Consider the following 19,864-nt stretch of genomic DNA (forward strand, 5'->3'; position numbering starts at 1 on the left):
GCGTCCGCCGCTAGCGGCTCTGGGGCGAGACGGGCACCTCGCAGAAGGTCAGGGCGGCGATGCCGTTTTCCCCAACGAGCAAGGCGTCCGGGCTCCACGCCCGTTCCTTCAGGTAGGTGATACTTTTTGCGGCGGAAGGGGACTTCAATTTCACCGTGAGGGTCGAGCCCTCAACACGGCCGCTAGCGATCTGGTCCTTCGCCCCGTCGAGGTAAAACTGGCCGGCGAGCTTTTCCTTCCAGACGACGGGCTGGTCGAATTCGAGCGTCAGAGTGTCCCGCTCGGCGTTGGCAAAGGCGACCCGCTTCAAGTTCGGCGGCGTGATGGACCTGGTCGGTTTCTTCCCGTACACGTCGCGCTCGATGAGCGGTTGCAGCAACCGGGCGAACTCGTCGTACCCCTCCCTTGGGAAGTGGCAGCCGCCCCCCGGACGGATGCCGAGCGTGGACAGGATGCTCAGGTTGGAGAACCGGTCCGGGAGGGTGCGCTGTTGCTCGCGCAAGCGGTCGCCCGCGCCGTCCCTCCCGCCCATCGCGCACGAGTCCGGCCAGATCTGGAAGGCGTAGTAGTGCCGGACGTTCGGGAGATCCCGCTTCCACCCGGCGGCCATTTCGACGAAGTAGCGGTGGTAGTTCTTCCACCCGTACTCCCCCGACGGGCCGTCGGCCGGTTGGTCGTTCTCGCCCTGGTGCCAGATGACCGCGCGGACCCCGTGGGTGAGCTTCGCCCGTTGCACCCGCCAGAGCCAGCGGCCGTAAATCGTCGAGAGGTCGGCGGGGTCGGCCGGGTTGCGCTGGTGCTCGTCGATGCGCGTGCCGCCGAGTGCGCCGTTGATGATGCACACGGGCACCTGTTGGCTCTCGACCAGCCGCCTGGCCAGTTGCATCCCCCACCAGCCGACGAACGCCTCGTGCTCGGGCGGCTTGGACTTCCAGGCGGCCGGGGCCCACAGATTCGGTGCCTTGCCGCCCGCCCGTTTCGTGCGCTCGCGCACCCACCCCGCGCCGTCCGTGTCGCGCCCCAGGGGGCCGCCATACGTGCGAACCCACGGGCTGGTCTCCCGGGGCGTCCCCCCGGGTAGGTCGAGCGCCTCCGCGTTCGACTGGCCCTCGATCAGGTAGGCGTCGCCGCACACGAGATCCCCGACCTTGTGCAGCACGGTGTCCGTGCCACGGCTCCGCGTGCCGAATTCGACACGGTACTTCACCAACCCCGGTTTCAGTTTCGCCGCGAGCGCGTAGCTCCGGTCCCGGCCCGGCTTGCCGGTCTCGGTCGCGAACGGTTTGTCGTCGCAGTACACCTTCAGGAACACTTCGTCCGCGGGTTTGTCCAGCGTGCCGCGGTAGTGGAGCGTGCCCTCGTTGCGGTCGTCCCGGGCGTAGAACTGGCCCTCCTCGGGCTTCTCGTCGGGCTCCGGGGCGCGCTGGACCCACGCATCGGTTGCCGGTTCTTTGACGGCGATCGTTGCGGACCGGGTGACGGCCCGCCCGCCGTTGCTGAGCGTGGCCGTGACCGTGAGGGGGCCGCTGTTCTGCGCCCGGAGCAGGCGCAGCTTCCCGGCCACGGTTTCCTGGATCACGGCGAGCGGCCCCGCGGACCATTCCACCCGCACGTCCGCCGCCCCGCCGCCGGCCGCCTTCAGAGCGGCGAGGTTCGTGATCTCGGGTTCAAGGACGAGTTCCTTTCGCCCGTCCCACGCGGCCGGGATTTGCAGGGCGAACTCCGGGTCGGGGATGGCCTCTTGGACGGTCAGGTCGGTGTCGCGGACCTTGACCTCGTTCGGGAACACGGCCCGGAACCGCAGCTTCACCGCCGTGTCCCCGGTCACGCGGCCGGGCGCGAACTCGACGGCGGAGCGATCGACCGCGAGAACCTCCTCCCGGTCGCCCCGCACCACCGACCAGTACAGCTTCTGTGCCCCGCCCGCCCGCGCGGTCACGCGGACGCTCCCGCCCTCCCGGACCGTTGAACTCTGTGCCCCGACCGAGAACTCCGTTCCCGCACTCACGAGCGGCCCCACGAGGGTCTGCATCGGCTTCTGGTTCTCGTACTGCAGCCGCACCCAGTCGGCCGAGCGCGCCACCCGCGAGACCCGCACCTCGTCCAGGTCCCCCTTGAACCGGGACTGGTCGTGCCAGTTGCCGATCCACAGCCCGGCGGGACCGGTGATCTTCAGCGGCGCGTCCTTTCTGGCGGACACCCCCGCCAGCACGCCGTTCACGTACAGACGAGAATCCCCGCGCCTGCAGACGTGCGCGACGTGGACCCATTCGTTCAGATTCATCGGCCCGGCGGATTCGACGTTGGCCCCGGAGAACCAGCAGTCCATGCGGACGTGCGGCGGGCCGCGGAACTGCATCACTACCTTACCCTGCGGTTTCTCGTTGCCCCAGCCGATGAGCGTCGTGTTACACGTCTCGGGCCGGAACCAGACCTCGGTGGTGTGCGGGTCGTCCCCGGTCGGATAGTTCGTGATCGTGTCGCCGCACGTGACGCGGGCGTTCCCGTCGAAGTGCCGGGCGCCCCCGATGACCCCCTTCGCCGGGGTCGTGCCCAGATCCTTCGTGACCAGCGTACCTGCGTCGTCGCCGACCGTCTCACCCATGTGCCACACGCTCAGGTAGCCGTTCGACGCGGCGAACACCGCCGGACCGTCCGACTCGCTCGCGGCGTCCGCCTTGCCCCAATACATCCGGAGCGGTTGCCGCGAGTTGCCCTTGATGCTGGGCACCCGCACCCACACGCTCGCGGTGCCGGCTTTCACGTCCCATTCCTCGACCTGGTGGGCCAACCGCGCGCCCTCGGTGGTGGTGAACCGCACGTCGGCGCCATCGGGGCGCGCCTGGGTGAAGTCGAACCAGTCGCGGTGCAGCCGGACGAGCACGGGAAAATCCGTCACGACGGCCGTCGGGGGGAGGTTCGCCCCGTCCGGTGTGGTCAACAGCGTGAGCGTTCCCGAGTACTTCCAACCGCTGAGGGGGTTCTTGGCGGCGGGCGGCGGCGCGCACAGTTTCTTCATGGCGTGGCCCATCGCCTCGCCGATCAGGTAGTACGTCTCGGCGTTGGTGTTCCAGTGGTAGCCCTGGTTGCTGGGGGAGACGTCTTCGGCCCGCCAGAACGCCTTGGTGCCGACGAACGCGACGTTCCCTTTGAACTCCGGGTACTCGGCCACCGCCGCCTGTGCCTTCATGAGCGACAGCGCCCGCGGGTGCTTCTCCTCCGGGCCGCTCATGCCGGTCTCGGCGATCACGAACGGTAGCTCCTTCACCCCCAGATCCTTGCGGATATCGCGGACGAAGTGGGCCAGATTCTTCTCGTACTCGTCGTTGAAGGCCTGGTTCACGCGGTCGTTCCACCCCTGGTGCCAGCCGAACCCGGCCAGTTCGTACCCGCGGTCGCCCAGCTCCGGGAACTCCTTTTTCAGGTCCTTCAGCACCGCCTTTGTGCGGGCCACGATCTCCTTGTAGTACGGCCCGACCGCCCCGCCCGAACTCGGCGGGCGGAAGTCCACGGCCAGGCTCTTCCCGCCCCACGCCAGCTTGATGAGCAGGACGGGCTCCTCGTAAGCGCCGCCGATCACGTGGCCGAACCCGAGTTCCGGGCCGATGCGGTCCTCCTTCGCCCCGAACCCGGCGGTGAGTTTCCCCTTGCGGTCGAGGTAGTGGACCCACACGTCGTCCCGGACGGTCCACGTGCCGCCCTCGCCGAGCAGGTGCCCGAACTTGGCGGCGGTGCCGGGCTGCTTGGCCACGTACTCCAGGCTGCCCTTGCCCTCGTTCCGCTTCGGGTCGGCGACGATGAACCCGTGCCCTTCCATGTTCGACTGCCCGGCGAGCACGAACACCTTCACGGGCACGTCCGTCGCTCCGGCGGGAACCGACAGAGCGGCGAGGGCCGCGACGGCGAAAATTTGACGGCGAGTCATGCGGGCACCTCGGGCGATGTAACCGGGATAGTACTCGCCATCCTCGCACTCCGGAGTATCGTTCCGGGGAAAATGGTAACGAATCTGGGAATCCACCTCGTGGCCCGGATCGGCACCGCCCAGCGACTGTACGAGGGCTTTCGCCGCAAACCCGGTGTGAGCCCCGGCGAGTACCGCAAGCAGCGGCGGCGGCGAGGCAATCGAGCGAGCCCGATCTCGACGCCCGCATCCTCCCGTGTGCCGCGTCGCGCAAGTCGGGCCACAGCTTTTGCCCGGGCGGCGACTTTCGCGTCGAGTCCGCCTGCACGTTCCCGCTGCCATCCGAGACGAGACGGAAGACCGGTCGGATCGGGCACGCGCTCACGAATCAGCGGTGAACGGTGCCGGGAGCGCGGCTCGAAGACCATTTTGAGCCAGAAGGGAAATCGAGCGGGAATTGTGACTGCGGGCCGAAACGGGACGTGACCACAGTCCCCGTCTCGGCCCGCAGTCACAATTCCCGCTCGATTTCGTGCATCCTGCGCACCCCGTGCTCCGGCGACGCCGCTCGTGCATCGCAAAGTAGTGCCGAGGTAATCCAGAAGTGCTCCCCTGGATCTAACCGGCAGTCGTGCCCAAACCCGTGTCCGTTGCGCGCCCCGGCCCGACACACACCGGATTGAGTACCTCACCCGAGTGGCCGCATGGGAACAGCTTCGCAACGCGCCCGCGTGCCGGGTCGGGTGGCCGTTCACCACCGCCGACGCGCGCATCAAACTCAAACGCCTCTACCCGTCGATCCCGACCGGTTGACCCACTAGAAACTTTCGATAGTCCCGGAATTCGCCGAGTTGCCCGGCGGACCGCCCCGGGTATCATCACGCGCGATGAGATCGGCACCGAGTTCGAGCGACCGGCACCATGAGCGAGTACCAGTATTACGAGTTCCGCGCGATCGACCGCGCCCTGGACCGGTCCGCGCTGACCGCGCTCCGTGCGCTCTCCACACGCGCCCGGATCACCCCCACGAGTTTCACCAACGAGTACAGCTACGGCGACTTCCGGGGCGATCCGGACGAACTGATGGAGAACTATTTCGACGCGCACCTGTACGTCGCGAACTGGGGCACGCGCCAGCTCATGTTACGGGTACCGGTCCAGTTGCTCCCGCTCTCCGCGGTCGAGCCGTACACCGCGGAGGAAGGATTGCGCGCGTGGGCCACGGGAACGCACGTGATCCTGGATTTCGTGTCCCGCTCCGAAGACGATTACGGCTGGACCGAGGGCGCGGGGCAGCTCGACCCGCTGCTCCCCGTTCGCGCCGAATTGCTGGCGGGCGACCTGCGCGCCCTGTATTTGGGCTGGCTGGCGGCCGTCGAATCGGGCGAAATCGACGGGGGCGCGACCGAACCGCCGGTGCCGCCCGGTCTCGGCACGCTCTCCCCCGCCCTCACGGACTTCGCCGAGTTCCTCCGCGTCGATCCCGATCTCATCGAAATTGCCGCGCGCGCGTCGGCTTCACGAGTTTCGACCCGCCCCTCGGTAGCGGACCTCGCGTCCTGGGTCGCCGAGTTACCGGAGGGCGAAAAGAACACCGCGCTCGTTCAACTGCTCACGGGCGAAGGCGCGTCCGCGGCGGTGGACCTCCTGAGCCGGTTCCGGGCCGATGCCGCCCGCGCGAAGTCCCGCGGCGGCGCACCGGCACCGGGCGCTCGGCGCACGGTCGGGGAACTGCTCGCGGCCCGTGAACGGGGCGCCGAGGAGAACCGCCGACGGGCCGCGGAGAAGAAGGCGCACGAAGAATCGCGACTGGCGCGCGAACGGGCCGAAGCCCGCGCGCGTCGCTTGGATACGCTCGTCGGGAAGGAAGCGAGCCTCTGGCGCGAAGCGGGAACCGCGGTCGGAACGAAATTGCCCAAACAGTACGACCACGCGGTTCAACTACTTACCGATCTCCGCGACCTCGCGCAACGGGCCGACGCGATGCCCGAGTTCGCCCGGCGCATCGGCGAATTGCGGGAACAGCACCGCAAGAAACCGTCCTTCATCGAGCGGTTGGACAAAGCCGGAATGCCCAAGTGAAAGGACCACAATGGATCGTGCCCTCATTGATGCGTATGAATCCGCGCCCGCGAAGCTCCGCGCCGCGGTCGCCGGGCTGACCCGCGAGGAACTAACCGCGCGGCCCGGTCCCGGCGCGTGGTCGATTTTGGAAGTGGTCAGCCACATTGCGGACAGCGACGCGATCAGCATCGACCGGATGAAGCGGATCGTCACCGAGGACAACCCGCCCCTGCTCTACGCCGACGAGACGGCCTACGTCGCGCGCCTCTTCACACACGATCAGGATCTGGAAGACGCGCTCACGCTGCTCGAAGTGGGGCGCCGGCAGTGGGCACGGGTGCTCCGGCGCCTGCCGGACGCGGCGTTCACACGGGCGGGCCAGCACAACCGGCGCGGGACCGTCACGCTCGGCATGCTCGTGGGGGACTACATCGCCCACATCGACGAGCACCTCACGTTCATCCACGGTAAGCGGGCCAATCTCGGCAAGCCGGTGTAACGAACCAGTACCTAATTTGGCGGGTGTGCCCAGCCCCGATTTCGATTACGGAGGCACGAGCCGATGTTGTCACGGGAAGAAACCGGTGCCCTCGCCCGCCGTCACGTGGACGAGCAACCTCCACTGCCGGTCGTATTCGCTGACCCCACTTGTCGTATTCGCTGACCCCACTTGTGGGACAGTCGAACCCAGGGCCTTTTAGTTCTGTGCTCGCTCGGGTGGTGCGGGCTTTTTTCAATGGCCGAGTAATTCTGCGTGTCGCGCTGTTACGAACTACGAAATTTGACGGTTAAGTTTCTGGTGAAACGAGGGGCACGCAGAAACCGCACTTCTGTTGAGACACGTGATTTTCTGCCGTGCTTCAAACTTGTGCTGCCAACTGGTAACAGTTAAACGACGGCGTATTGAAACGGGTACGCGGGGAGTGTTGAGTGCCCGGATTTCGGCCCCGTTACCCTTGCCCCTGGTCCACTGGTTCTTCTATGAATATAGTTAACAGATGAACATTCGACGGGGCTTTACCTCACGTCGATGAATCCAACCATTCCTTCGAGGGGCGCTGCAACGGGACGCACGGGCGTACTTGCCAGGCTCGTTGGGGTGGATTATTACCGGCAACGGCGCCCGTTCATCGTTTAGGAGACTTTGAACGTGTCTACTGTTGCGCAAAAGCCTGCCACTTTCAGCGATTACCACGTCGCGGACATCGCGCTCGCCCCCTGGGGCCGCCGCGAAATCGCCATCGCCGAGACCGAAATGCCCGGTCTCATGGCTATCCGCGAGGAGTACGCCGCGCGCCAGCCCCTCAAGGGCGCGCGCATCACCGGCTCGCTCCACATGACCATTCAGACGGCCGTCCTGATCGAGACGCTCAAGGCGCTCGGGGCCGAGGTCCGCTGGGCCTCGTGCAACATCTTCTCGACCCAGGATCACGCCGCCGCCGCCATCGCCGCCGCCGGCATTCCCGTGTTCGCTTACAAGGGTGAAACCCTTACCGAATATTGGGAATACACCCACAAGATCTTCGAGTGGACCGACGGCGGCCTCACGAACATGATCCTCGACGACGGCGGCGACGCGACCCTGCTGCTGCACCTCGGCGCCCGCGCCGAAGCGGACATCCACGTTCTCGACAAGCCGACCAGCGAAGAAGAGCGCATCCTCTACGCCGCCATCAAGAAGCGGATCGCGGCGCAGCCGGGTTGGTACGCCAAGTGCCTCGCCGCTGTGAAGGGCGTGACGGAAGAAACCACCACCGGCGTCCACCGCCTCTACCAGATGCACAAGCGCGGTGAGCTGAAGTTCCCCGCCATCAACGTCAACGACAGCGTCACCAAGAGCAAGTTCGACAACCTGTACGGCTGCCGCGAGTCGCTGGTGGACGGCATCAAGCGCGCCACCGACGTGATGATCGCGGGCAAGATCGCCGTCGTCGCCGGCTACGGGGACGTGGGCAAGGGGTCAGCGCAAGCGCTGCGTGCCCTCTCCGCCCAGGTATGGGTCACCGAGATCGATCCCATCTGCGCGCTGCAGGCCGCGATGGAAGGGTACCGCGTCGTGACGATGGAGTACGCCGCGGACAAGGCCGACATCTTCGTGACGACCACCGGCAACTTCCGGGTCATCACGCACGACCACATGAAGGCGATGAAGAACAACTCCATCGTTTGCAACATCGGCCACTTCGACAACGAGATCGACGTGGCGTCGCTCGAAGACTACCGCTGGGAAGAGATCAAGCCGCAGGTCGATCACGTCATCTTCCCGGACGGCAAGCGGATCATCCTGCTCGCCAAGGGGCGCCTGGTGAACCTGGGCTGCGGCACCGGTCACCCCTCATACGTGATGAGTTCCTCCTTCGCTAACCAGACCCTCGCGCAGATCGAACTCTGGCTGCACAACGCCAAGTACCCCGTCGGCGTGTACGTTCTGCCCAAGAAGCTGGACGAGCACGTGGCCCGGTTGCAGCTCAAGAAGCTGAACGTCCAGCTCACCGAGTTGACCGCGGAGCAGGCGGCCTACATCCACGTCTCGAAGGACGGCCCCTACAAGTCCGACCACTACCGGTATTGATCGGTACCGGCCGTAATCGCGCAACCCTCCGGGGTACGGTTGGGTGTGATTCTCAGGTGAACCCCGCCCGCAAGGGCGGTGGGTGTTGGGTACAAACCCCACCCGCCGCCCTTGCGGGCGGGGTTCGCGCCGTAACTGACTGGCAATAGAAACTGAACTCGTTTCGCATGAGAGCGAACGAGAGACAAGTGCGAAAGTAAAATTCTGGGGGCGTCAGGCCGCGAACGTGCTCGGCGAAGATCCGTCGAACCGGTGAGAGAGGCGCTTGCTGTTGATGTCGAGGGCTTCGAGAATTTCGCTGACGGGGCCGGTCGGAATGTTATTGGCGATGGCCCAGTTGAGCACGTCCAGGTTTTCGGCGCCGGACTTGAGTTGATTCAGGATGACGTCGAGTAGTTCGGTCTGATTTTGAAACTCGCGGAGGAGGAGGCCGAAGTCACGGCCGGCGAGTTCGATCCAAAAACATTTGCCCTGAAGGTGCTCGACCCACCGCGCCCGCAGGTAGCCCATCCAGTGGTCTTTGACCCAGCGTTTAACGCACCCCTCACCGAGGTCGTACCCGGCCTTCTCGCTTTCCAGCCAGCGGTACTTGTTCTCTTCTTCGATGCAGTCGTGGTGTACGCTTTTCATCACCATCGTAGCACTCGGGAGAGTGGGGCACGCATTCATAAAGCGACACCTTACGCGATCGGCTGTGGGTGAGGACCGGCACGAATCGCGTCACGTTCTCAAATGAAATAGTAGCTCGCCGTTGAGACTGAATCAAGTTTCTGTCCCAACGTTACTCAGCGGGCCAGGTACCCGCCGTCCACGAAGAGCGTGTGGCCGGTGACGTAGCTCCCGGCCTCGCTGCACAGCATGAGCACGGGTCCGACGAGTTCGCTGGGTTGTGCCCAGCGCCCCAGGGCCGTGCGGTCGGCAAAGGCTTGTTTTTCTGGCTCGGACAGCACCGACATAGGCATATCGGTCATAAACGGCCCAGGCGCTATGCAATTGACCGTGATCCCGTGCGGGCCGAGATCGAGCGCACTGGCGCGGGCCATTCCGATGAGAGCCGCTTTCGTCGCGGAGTAGACGTTCCGCTTCTCTTTGGACACCTGGCCCATGATCGACGAAATATGAACCACCCGCCCCCAGCGCCGCTGCTTCATCTGCGGCACCAGTTCGCGCGTGAGGGCCATCACCGAACTCAAATTGACTTCCAGGACACGGTCCCACGTGTCGTCGGTGATGGCGTCGATCGCTTGAGGGGCGTTCATCCCCGCGTTGTTCACGAGGACGTCGACGCGCCCCATCTTCTCTATCGCAAATGTGGCGAGATTTTTGACCTCCTCGCGCACAGAAACGTCCGTTACGCAGTACGCCCCGCGGCGCCCGGTACCCGCCAGGATTTCGTCGAGCGCGGACTTGAGTTCGTCCTCATTCCGGCTGGCGATGACAATATCCGCCCCGGCCTCAGCAAGCCCGCGAGCCATCGCCTTACCAAGCCCCTTATTTCCGCCCGTCACGAGCGCGACACGGCCCGTGAGGTCGAAGAGATTGGTGGGCACTATGGCTCCCCCGTGTGTGTAGATTGCGTGCAGTTAATTTATCAGAGTGCCCGGAATCGCTGCAAGTGAAAAGTGTCACAAACTCGCGCTCCGAGGGAAAACAATGAAGTCACAGGTACCCGCGCTAGCCAAAAATTACAGGTCGTAAAGCCACGCAGAACTCCCGTCCTTCGCAACATTCGCGCCCCACACAACTCCGCGGTTCAGGCCGCCGTTGCGATACGCACGAGTTCGGCTGCCGCGGCGCACGCACCTAGAAGCGTGGGGACTATTGGTACCCCAGGGCAATCCTGGCCGAGCCGGTGTCGGATGTATCGCGCTCCGCTGAACCCATCCTCAATGCCGATCACAATCTGTGTTCCGTCGCGCTCGTGGCGCACCTTCCATCGGCCAGCTCGAACCGACTGGTCTGGGCGTAAACTCGGCCGGGCACGTTCACCGCCTCGCACGCTAACCAGAACAGAATCACGCCGTGTCCGGCCGCCCGGCGCAAGTGGTGCGTTTCCCAATCGACCTGAGCAACGTAATCGGAGCTGATCCGGGGACCGGGGCGCCGCGGGGAAGCAACGGAGATCGTCGGTGCGTGCTCCGCGAACCACCGGATCGCTTCCGATTGCCAGTCCGGAGCACCCTGGATCGGACCCGCCAGAAACACGAGCGGACCGTCAATTGGAGTAATAGTTGGTGGCAGTAGCACCGCGCCCACGGCGGCCCCTTTGCAACGAACACAGTGGATTGAGAATGGGTTCCATTTTACCACTCCCAATACCGTTCTTAGCGATGCCGGGCCGTTATTGTGACAAGCCGAACGTGCTCGATTGCAAAAAGACGGGTACGAAAACGAACTTGGAAGAGTGGATTCGCTCGAAACCGGCCCGAGGAACAGAAACGTTCTTCGGGCCGATTCTTGAAGGGTCAGAAACCCGCGAGGCGCGTGTCTGCGTCGCCGAACTTGTCGGCCTTCACCCCCATGCGATCCAGCAGCGACAGGTAGAGGCTGCACAACTTGCGGTTGGCGTTGCCCTTATCGCGGTAGTCGAGCGCGCGGCCCGTCTTGAGCGTTCCGCCGAGTCCGCCGGCCAACAGGAGCGGCACCTTGCTCGAGTCGTGCGCGCTGCCCGACCACATGCTGTTGACGAACAACAGGCACGAGTTGTCCAGCACCGTCGATTCGCCTTCCTTCATCGCATCGAGCTTCGAGGCGAGGTAGGCGAACTGGCTCACATAGAACCGCGTGACCTTCTCGTAGGCTTCGGACTTGTCGCTGTGGGACGCTCCGTGGTGGGCGTCTCGCACCCCGAGGAACGGGTAGAACAGGCCCGAAATGTCGCGGCACAGGAGCAGCGACGCGACCCGAGTTTTGTCCGTCTGGAACCCGATGGCGATGAGGTCGCACATGAGTCGCATGTGCTCGCGGATGTCCTCCGGCAACCCGTCGTCCGGGCGCTTCATGCCCGCAACGGGCTTCCCCCTATCTTTGGCCCGCCCGTCGGCCTTGTCCTTGTGTGCGCGGGCCGATTCGATTCGCTTTTCGACCTCGCGAACGCTGGTCAGGTACTCGTCGAGCCGCGCCCGATCGTCGGCGCTCACTTGCCCGCTGAGTGCCGACGCCTCAGAGCGCACGCGGTCCAAAACACTCTGGTTGCGGCGCGTGCCGCGGTTGTCGAACAGGCTGTCGAACGCCAGTGACGGGTACGCTTCCATCGGCACCGGCGAGGTCGCCGACTGCCACGAGATGTGCGAGCTGTACGCCATCGAGAAGTTCGTCTCGTGGTAGCCCGTGGTCGGCTGCTCGCACCCGAGTACCAGACTGGATTGTTCGGTCTGGTCGCGGAAGTGGTTCGCGATCACCTGATCGACGCTGATCCCGCCGCGAAGCTCGGCGCCCTTCTGGAGTGCGGCCCCGGAGAGAATGTTGCCGGTCTGTCCGGGGTGAATGCCGACGCCCGTCGCGGACTTGTTGAACAACCCGTTGACGACGTTCAACTTGTGCTTGAGCTTGGACAGCGGTTCCAGGCTCTTGCTCAGCTCCATGTCCGCGCCGGCGCCCTTCGCCCACCAGTGGTCGGGGCTGATCCCGCACCCCATGAACAGCGCCGCGAAGCGCTTCGGGGTAACGGACGCATTGCCCTCGGGCGCGCGGCCCCAAACCGGGACCGATTCGAGCCAAGGCAGGGCCATCGTAACCCCGGCACCACGCAAAAACGTCCGGCGCGAGGTTGAGGGGCGGTCGGCAGCGTCGGGCATGTCGTCCTCACTTCGGTGCGGCGGGGCCGCGCTTATTGAGAAACTGAGGGCTGGAAACGATTGTCTTAACGAGAACCGAGAAGCGATAGTCCCCGGCTTCGAGTTTCGTGCGCATCGCCCGGATGAGTTGCTCGTCGGACGGCAGCAGGCTGCGCCCGAGCGCGTATGCCAGGAGCTTGCGGCTCAGGTTGTCGACGAAGTCCTGCTGGCGGTGTTTCCGGATGTACTCGGTGAGCCCCGGAACGCCGTCGCCGTCGCCGCCCGTGCCAGGGAACGTGGCCTTTGCATCAATCGGGCGCCCGCCGAGATCCTTCGCCCGGCGCTCGCCGACGGGACCATACGCCTCGAACACGAGCCCGAGCGAATCGAATTTCTGGTGACACGACGCACAGCTCTTGTCGGCGCGGTGCCGGGCCAGTGCTTCGCGTAGCGTCAGTTCGCCCAACTTCGCCTCATCCGCGGGCAGTTCGGGCACGTCTGGGGGCGGGGCGGGGATGTGTTCGCCCAGCAGTCGGCGGGCGACCCAGTACCCGCGCTTCACCGGGCTTGTGCGCAGACCGGGAGCGTTCTTCGTCAGGAACGCAGCCATCGGTAGCAGACCGCCGCGCCCGTACTTCCCGGCCCCGTCTACGCGCGCCCACGAATCCGGTCCACCGGTCGGCACCGGCATACCGTAGTGTCGCGCCAGGGAGGGATTCACGAACGTGTGGTCGGCGAACAGGAAATCGAGGACCGAACCGTCGCGCGCTGCGAGATCGGTGAAGAACCGGACGGGTTCCTCGAACATCGCCGACCGCAGGTCATTATCGAACGCCGGGAACCGGCTACGGTCGACGGCGTTGTGCTCCTCGAACCGGCGGAAGTCGAGCCAGTTACCGGCGAACTCGGTCGCCAGCCCGCGCGCTTTGGGGTCGCGGAGCATTCGCTTCACTTGCGCGCTGAGCACTTCCGGCTTGCGCAAGTCGCCCGCTGTAGCGTGCGCGAGCAATTCTTGATCGGGCATGCTCGCCCACAAGAAGTAACTCAACCGGCTGGCGAGTGCGTAATCCGAGAGCGGTGTGGTCGCGCCGGTTCCGTGCCCGGGCAGGTCCACGCGGAAGCAGAAGTACGGCGACATCAGCACGCTGACGACACAATCGCGGATCGCGTCCTCGTGGGAGAGTTCCTCTTTCTCTCGCAACGCGCGATAGAACGCGGTCAGATTGTCCCGCTCAACCTGGCTCAGGGGGCGGCGATACGCGCGCTCGGCGAACCGGTGGACCGCCACGAGGTGGTGCGGTTCCGCGTCCTTGCGTGCCTTCTCCAGCCAGCGGAACGTGGTCCCCATGTTCTTGAAGTAATCGCGGACCGCCGTCAGTGCCGTTTCGCTGGCACCGGCCTTTTCTGCCTTCGCCAAATAGACCGTGGCGAGTTTGCGCATCTTGGCATCGGACGTCGCGTCCTTGTCTTCGGCACGGAACTCGTCGAACACGGTGTCGCGTAGGTAGTCGGTCTCGGCGCGCTCGTACCAGATGAACGAGAGGTACTGGCGCGCGGATGCATCGGCGGCGAAATCGAACTCCCGCCAGAGCCGGTCGAGTTCCTTCTGTTGGGCGGTGTCGAGGAGCATGTCGTACAACGGGCCGTCGTCGCGGAAGTAGCCCATCTGGTTGTGGAACCCGGCGCTCAACAGCCGTCCGGTCAAGCCCTTCTCCCCCTTCGGATCGAGGAACACGCGGGCGCGCTCGGACACGTAAAAGGCGTCGGGGAACGCAGCGCAGAAGCGCTCGAACGTAGATTCGTACCGCTTGATCGCGTCCGGGGCAGCCGGGGCAATCATGGCTTTTGCGGCGTCCGACCCGGCGGGTAATCGGAGGTCTTTCAGCGCGAGAGCGCCACTCGTGTACCGGGTCCGGTTCGCGGCCATCATGCGGTTCTTCCACAGCACGAGCGGTTGCGAGCCATCGTTGATCTTCGGCGCGGTCAGGTTCTTCACGTTCGGGACGAGCTTGGTCCGCAGATCCACGACGAAGTCGCGCATCCGTTCGCACCCGGAGCGGGCCGCGTCCTGTTTGTTGGCCCCGTCCGGTAGTTCGCGCCACAACGTCTGAAGCGCTGCGACCGGTCCGACCTCCTCCGGCTTATCGGTCAGGGTGCTCCAGACCGTCGAGAGGTACTTCGCGCTGATGCCGGCTTCGGTTGCGAGTTCTGGGAGCGTCGCGGAGGGCTTGCCCAGCGCCGCGCGATTCCGGTACCGCCACGCGGCGAAGAAGTAATCGGCGAAATCTGTTCTTTGCCGGCGGTAGAACGCGACGATCCGGTTGACACCGAACTTGTCGCGGTCCGTTTCTGCGATGACCGGGTGCGGCGCGAACTCGAACCCGTCCGGGGTGAACACGAGGTGATCGGCCACGCGGCGGGCCGCTTCCAGGTACTTCTTCACCAGTGCCGGGGAAGTTGAGAGCGACTCGGCAGAGTTGTCGAACCCGGACTCGTTCGCCGGGTCCACCGGGAAGTCGCGGGTCGGGCGGATGTCCGCTCCTGTTAGGTCGCGGATCGTGTGGTTGTACTCGGCGTTCGAGAGCCGACGGGCGGGCACTGGCCCGGGATCACCGGCGTTCCGATCACCCTCGTACTTGCGAACGGCTTCAGCCCAACCGATGACGTCGTGCCGCAACTGCTTCGTGGGCTGCTTTTTCGCACTTTCCGGCGGCATGTCGCCGGCCCGGAGGCGCTCGAGAACGAGTGCCCAGCGGCGGTGGTCCTTCGCGACGGATTCTAGCGTAGTGAACGGGCTCAGGTCGAGATCGCCCTTCGGCTTCTCCGCCCCGTGGCACGAAAGACAGTAGGTCTGAAGGAACGGCCGGACCGAGTCCTTGAAGGTTTGTTCCAGAGCGGCCGGGATTGGGTCTGCGGGGGGCGAGGCCGGGGCCGGTTGAGGAGGTGCGGCCGGCACGTGTGCGGCCGGCACGTGTGCGGTGGCACCGATAAGCCCCGTCAGCGCAGCAATTGCCAGACAGTGAGCGGTTCGGAATTGCATGACGTGCTGCGGGGTGGGTAGTAGCGGGCGGTGCAGAGTTTACTTTACCACGACGCCGGGGCGCTGTCTCGCGCCCGGTTTGTCAAATCGGGTCGTTAGTTGTCGGGGCTTAAGCACGACGAATGCGGAGCTTGTCGAGGTACAGGTAGTAAACCGGGGTGAAGTAGAGCGTCAGCACCTGGCTCACCAGTAGTCCACCGACCACAGCTAACCCGAGGGGCTGACGGCTCTCCGCCCCGGCGCCCCATCCGAACGCGATCGGCAACGCCCCGAGCAGCGCGCACATTGTCGTCATCATGATCGGTCGGAATCGCACCAGCGCCGCTTCGTGAATCGCTTCGCGTGGTGATTTCCCGCGAGTGCGTTCGGCGTCTAGCGCGAAGTCGATCATCATGATCGCGTTCTTTTTCACGATCCCGATCAGCATAATCAGTCCGACCATCGAATAGAGGTTCAGTTCACTCCGGAACAGTGCCAGTGTTAACAGAGCGCCGACGCCGGCCGACGGTAACCCGGAGAGGATCGTCACCGGGTGAATGAAGCTCTCGTACAGCATTCCCATAACGAGGTAAATGACCACGACCGCGGCGACGAGAAGCAGTCCCAAACCCTGCGCCGAGCGCTGGAACTCCTGGGCTGTTCCCTGGAACCCGGTCGTCACTCCAGCCGGTAGTTCTTCGCGTGCCGCGTCTTCGGCCTTTGTCAGCGCGTCCCCGAGCGAAGTGCCCGGGCGCAGGTCGAACGAGATCGTCACCGACGGCAACTGACCGGAGTGGTTAATCGACAACGGCCCGACCCCGCGGCTCACGGTCACGAGGGAATCGATCGGCACGAGCACGTCGGAACTCGATCGCACGTACAGTTTCGAGAGCAGTGCCGGATCACGCTGGTACGCGGGCGCGGCTTCCAGAATCACCCGGTACTCGGCGTTGGGCGCGTTGATGGTGGACACCTGCCGGGCGCCGTTGGCGTTAGCGAGCGCGTCCTCGATCTGGCGTGCCGATACGCCGAGGCTGGTCGCCTTATCGCGGTCGATTTTCACGTTCAACTGCGGGCTGCTTACCAGCAGATCGCTAGTAACTTCGATGAAATCCGGCATCGAGCGCAACCGGGCTTCGAGTTTCGGGGCGGCCGCGTACAGCGCCTCCGGATCGGGCGACTGGAGCGTGAGTTGGTACTGGCTCTTGGACGAGCGCCCGCCGACTTGAATTGGGGGCGGGTTCTGGAAGTACACGTTGACCCCGGGCAACCCGCCCGCGGTGCGGCGCAGTTCGGTCATCACCTCGTCGGCCGATGCCGACCGTTGATCGCGCGGAACGAGTTTTATGAACAGGAACCCGCTGTTCCCGCCGAATACCCACGCGCTCACCGCGTCGACGTTCGGGTTCTGGCGCACGATCTCCGTCACCTGTTCCTGAACACCGACCATGCCCTGGAACGACATGTCTTCCGCGCCCTGCATCGCGCACACGATGCGGCCGGTGTCTTCGCTCGGTAGGAACCCTTTGGGCAGGATCGTCAGGTAGTACCCCGTTCCAGCCACGAACGCGAACGAGAACAGGAGCATCAGAAGTCGCAACCGGAGCGTCAGGCGCAGCGTGCGGTCGTAAACGGCGAGCATCAGGTCGAACGCCCGTTCGGTCGCCCGATACACGAACCCGTGTCGCGAGCCTCCTTCTGTGCCAGGGGCCGCGCCGTGACCGCCCTTGAGGAAGAGGGCACAGAGCATCGGAGTGAGGGTAACGGATACCAGCCCGCTCACCACGATCGCCACCGAGATGGTGACTGCGAACTCGCGGAGGAGCCGGCCCACCATCCCGTCGAGAAACAGCACCGGAATGAACACCGCGACGAGCGAGACGGTCATCGAGACGATGGTGAACCCGACCTCGGCGGACCCGTCCAGAGCCGCCCGAATCGGGGATTTCCCCATGTCCTGGTGTCGGACGATGTTCTCCAGCATCACGATCGCGTCGTCGACCACGAAGCCGACCGCGAGCGTGAGTGCCAGCAGGGACATGTTGTCGAGGGTGTAGCCCAGCAAGTACATGATCGCAAACGTGCCGACCACCGATACCGGCAGAGCCAGACTCGGGATGATCGTCGCTCGCAAACTGCGCAAGAACACGAAAATCACCAGCACCACCAGACCGAACGCGATTAGCAGCGTGATCTGAACGTCGGTGATCGATTCTTTAATGGGAACTGAGCGATCGTACTGCACAGACAGCTTAATTGTCGGCGGGAGTTGAGCTTGCAGCGTCGGCACGAGGGCCGTCACAGCCTCGGCGACTTCGACCGCATTCGCCCCCGGCTGGCGCATCACGGCCAGAACGACCGCCCGGGAGTTTTCGCCGTCGGTTCCGTCGCGCTCGCGCGCCGAGTACCACGCTCCGATTCGGCTGTTTTCGGCGCCCTCGACCGCGGTTCCGAGTTCACTCAGCCGAACCGGGCTGCCGTTTCGGTACGCGACCACCATGTCGCGGTACTGCTTCGCCTCGGACAGTTGCCCGCTGGCCTGGATGAAGAACTTCCGCCGGTCGCCCTCGAACGTGCCGGTCGGGAGGTTGACGTTGGCGTTCCGAAGCGCGGCCGACACTTCATCGATGCCGATTCCGCGTGCGGCCAACAGGTCCGGATCGACCTGCACTCGAATGGCCTTCTTCTGCTGCCCCTGCACCATCACCTGCGCGACCCCGTTCACGAGCGACAACCGGTCGCCGATGAACGACTCCCCGTACTCGTTCACCTCGTGGATGGGCAACACGTCGGACCGGAGCACGAGGTACAGGATGGGCGAATCGGCCGGGTTCACCTTCCGGAACGACGGCGGCGTAGGCATGTCCGGTGGGAGCGACCGGGCGACGCGGGAGATCGCGGACTGCACGTCCAGCGCGGCCGCGTCGATGTCCCGGCCGAGGTTGAACTGGAGGATGATCGAGGTGGACCCGAGGTTGCTGGACGAACTCATGCTCGCCAGTCCGGGGATGGTCGTGAACTGCTTTTCCAGCGGGGTCGCAACGGCCGCGGCCATCGTATCCGGGTTGGCCCCGGGCAGGCTGGCGCTGACCTCGATTGTCGGGTAGTCCACCGTCGGCAAGTCGCTGACCGGAAGTGCCCGGTATCCGAGTAGGCCGGCTAGAACGACCGACACCGTGAGCAGCGTGGTCATGACCGGGCGGAGAATGAATAGCCGGGAAGCGTTCATTTCGCGCTCCCCGCTGGGGGAAGCGCCGACGGGTTCTTGATGGACACTTTGAGACCCTGGGCGAGTCGGAGGTGACCGTCAGTCACAACGACTTCGCTGCCCTTCAAACCCGATGTGACTACGGTCTCGCCGCTCGACTCGAAGGCGACCGTGACATACCGCAGTTCAACCGTTTGGTCCGGCAAAACGACATACACGTACTGCCCCTTTTGTCCCGACTGTACGGCGGCCGGAGGGACGACCACGCTGTTGGGCCGCTCGTTGAGGTCGAGAACCACGTCCACGAACAGCCCCGGCCACAGCGCTCGATTCGTGTTCGGGAATTGAGCTTTAAGTTGGACCGTACCGGTGCCGGGTTCGACCGCGTTGTCGACGAACGTGAGTTCGCCGATCGCTTTGGGACCGCCGTGTCGAGGTGTGGCTTCCGCATGCAATCGCCCGCGTCCCTCAAACGCCGCCATGACTGTTGGTAAGGCCCGTTCGGGAACCGCGAACTGCACGTCGATCGGGCTGAGTTGATTGATGACGACCAGCGGATTCGTGTCGGCCGTGGAGATCCGGTTCCCCGCAGTGACATGCAGCGCGCCCGTTCGCCCGTCGATCGGGGCCGTAATCGTGGTGTATTCGAGTTGCAACTTGGCCAGTTTGACGGCCGCTCGGTCGGCCTCGACCGCGGCGCGATCGGCTTCGACCGTCGCGCGGGTCGAATCAGCTTCCACCACCGAACCGATGCCCGACGAACCGAGGCGCTCCACTCGCGCGAGACTGAGTTCGGCCCCCTTTAGGGTCGCCAGATTCCGGGCGAGTGTCGCTTCGGCCTGCTGGAGAGCGGCCTCGAACGGGCGCGGGTCGATGGTGAACAGCTTCTGTCCGCGTCGGACGGTGTCGCCCTCGCGAAAATGGACGTGGGTCAGTTCGCCGGCGATCGCGGGGCGCACGTTGACCGTAGAAATTGTGCGGACCGAGCCAATAGCCCGAACCTGAACAGCCACTGTTTTCTTGTCGGCAGTAGCGACCGAAACAGGCGCGGGCGCGGGTTCCGCTTTGGGCGCGGGTGGTTTTGCGCACCCGGCAAGTGCCAGCAGGAGCAGCGCAAGCCGGCGCGGAGTGAGGACGGTGCGAGGGAGGTACATGGCAGGAATGAGCAGCAGGTGGGACAGGGGACCGGGACGCGGAGTTAGTACCCGCGTTCCGGTCGCCAAAAGCGGTCGCATCGCCGATGCGGTGGGTATTCTCTCATTATTGGAAATTGATCGCGAGACGATTCCGCAAGTTCTTGTCGGGCCGGGCTGTTCTGTCG

11 protein-coding genes and 1 riboswitch are annotated in these 19,864 nt (G+C 64.8%); of the genes, 3 read left to right on the forward strand and 8 right to left on the reverse strand.

What is annotated here, in order from left to right:
- Positions 1 to 10: 10 nt before the first annotated feature.
- Positions 11 to 3,925 (reverse strand): DUF2341 domain-containing protein, encoded by a 3,915-nt coding sequence (locus VT84_RS23835; RefSeq protein ID WP_082841244.1) that lies wholly within the window; start codon positions 3,923 to 3,925, stop codon positions 11 to 13.
- Between the two features lie 900 nt (positions 3,926 to 4,825).
- Here VT84_RS23835 and VT84_RS23840 point away from each other — a divergent pair.
- From VT84_RS23840 to ahcY, 3 genes are all read left to right on the forward strand, one after another.
- Positions 4,826 to 5,986, forward strand: a complete 1,161-nt coding sequence (locus tag VT84_RS23840) for a hypothetical protein (protein WP_082841245.1) — start codon at positions 4,826 to 4,828, stop codon at positions 5,984 to 5,986.
- A gap of 10 nt (positions 5,987 to 5,996) precedes the next feature.
- Positions 5,997 to 6,467, forward strand: coding sequence for a DinB family protein (locus VT84_RS23845; protein ID WP_052552801.1), 471 nt, complete (start codon positions 5,997 to 5,999; stop codon positions 6,465 to 6,467).
- A 545-nt stretch (positions 6,468 to 7,012) separates the two neighbouring features.
- Positions 7,013 to 7,100, forward strand: a riboswitch (S-adenosyl-L-homocysteine riboswitch).
- Between the two features lie 18 nt (positions 7,101 to 7,118).
- A complete protein-coding gene (gene ahcY, locus VT84_RS23850) occupies positions 7,119 to 8,540 on the forward strand; it encodes an adenosylhomocysteinase (protein ID WP_082841246.1) in 1,422 nt (473 codons plus the stop codon).
- Positions 8,541 to 8,753: 213 nt separating this feature from the next.
- On the opposite strand, the gene VT84_RS23855 is transcribed toward ahcY, so the two are convergent.
- From VT84_RS23855 to VT84_RS23885, 7 genes are all read right to left on the reverse strand, one after another.
- Positions 8,754 to 9,176, reverse strand: coding sequence for a hypothetical protein (locus VT84_RS23855; protein ID WP_052552804.1), 423 nt, complete (start codon positions 9,174 to 9,176; stop codon positions 8,754 to 8,756).
- Positions 9,177 to 9,325: 149 nt separating this feature from the next.
- Positions 9,326 to 10,090, reverse strand: a complete 765-nt coding sequence (locus tag VT84_RS23860; protein WP_052552805.1) for an SDR family NAD(P)-dependent oxidoreductase — start codon at positions 10,088 to 10,090, stop codon at positions 9,326 to 9,328.
- A gap of 346 nt (positions 10,091 to 10,436) precedes the next feature.
- The gene (locus VT84_RS39720) at positions 10,437 to 10,796 is read right to left on the reverse strand and encodes a nucleoside 2-deoxyribosyltransferase domain-containing protein (RefSeq protein WP_162271825.1); all 360 of its coding nucleotides are present in this window, start codon (positions 10,794 to 10,796) and stop codon (positions 10,437 to 10,439) included.
- Between the two features lie 209 nt (positions 10,797 to 11,005).
- Positions 11,006 to 12,337: a DUF1552 domain-containing protein gene (locus tag VT84_RS23870; protein ID WP_204249634.1), complete on the reverse strand. Its 1,332-nt coding sequence runs from the start codon at positions 12,335 to 12,337 to the stop codon at positions 11,006 to 11,008.
- 7 nt (positions 12,338 to 12,344) lie between these two features.
- Entirely contained in the window at positions 12,345 to 15,356 is a 3,012-nt protein-coding gene (locus VT84_RS23875) for a DUF1592 domain-containing protein (RefSeq protein WP_082841249.1), read from the reverse strand.
- Between the two features lie 109 nt (positions 15,357 to 15,465).
- Positions 15,466 to 18,564: an efflux RND transporter permease subunit gene (locus VT84_RS23880; protein ID WP_082841250.1), complete on the reverse strand. Its 3,099-nt coding sequence runs from the start codon at positions 18,562 to 18,564 to the stop codon at positions 15,466 to 15,468.
- Entirely contained in the window at positions 18,561 to 19,778 is a 1,218-nt protein-coding gene (locus VT84_RS23885; RefSeq protein ID WP_082841251.1) for an efflux RND transporter periplasmic adaptor subunit, read from the reverse strand. Before VT84_RS23885 ends, VT84_RS23880 begins: the two co-directional genes overlap by 4 nt.
- Positions 19,779 to 19,864: the final 86 nt, after the last annotated feature.

It is taken from the genome of Gemmata sp. SH-PL17, assembly GCF_001610855.1.
Classification (GTDB): Bacteria; Planctomycetota; Planctomycetia; order Gemmatales; family Gemmataceae; genus Gemmata; species Gemmata massiliana.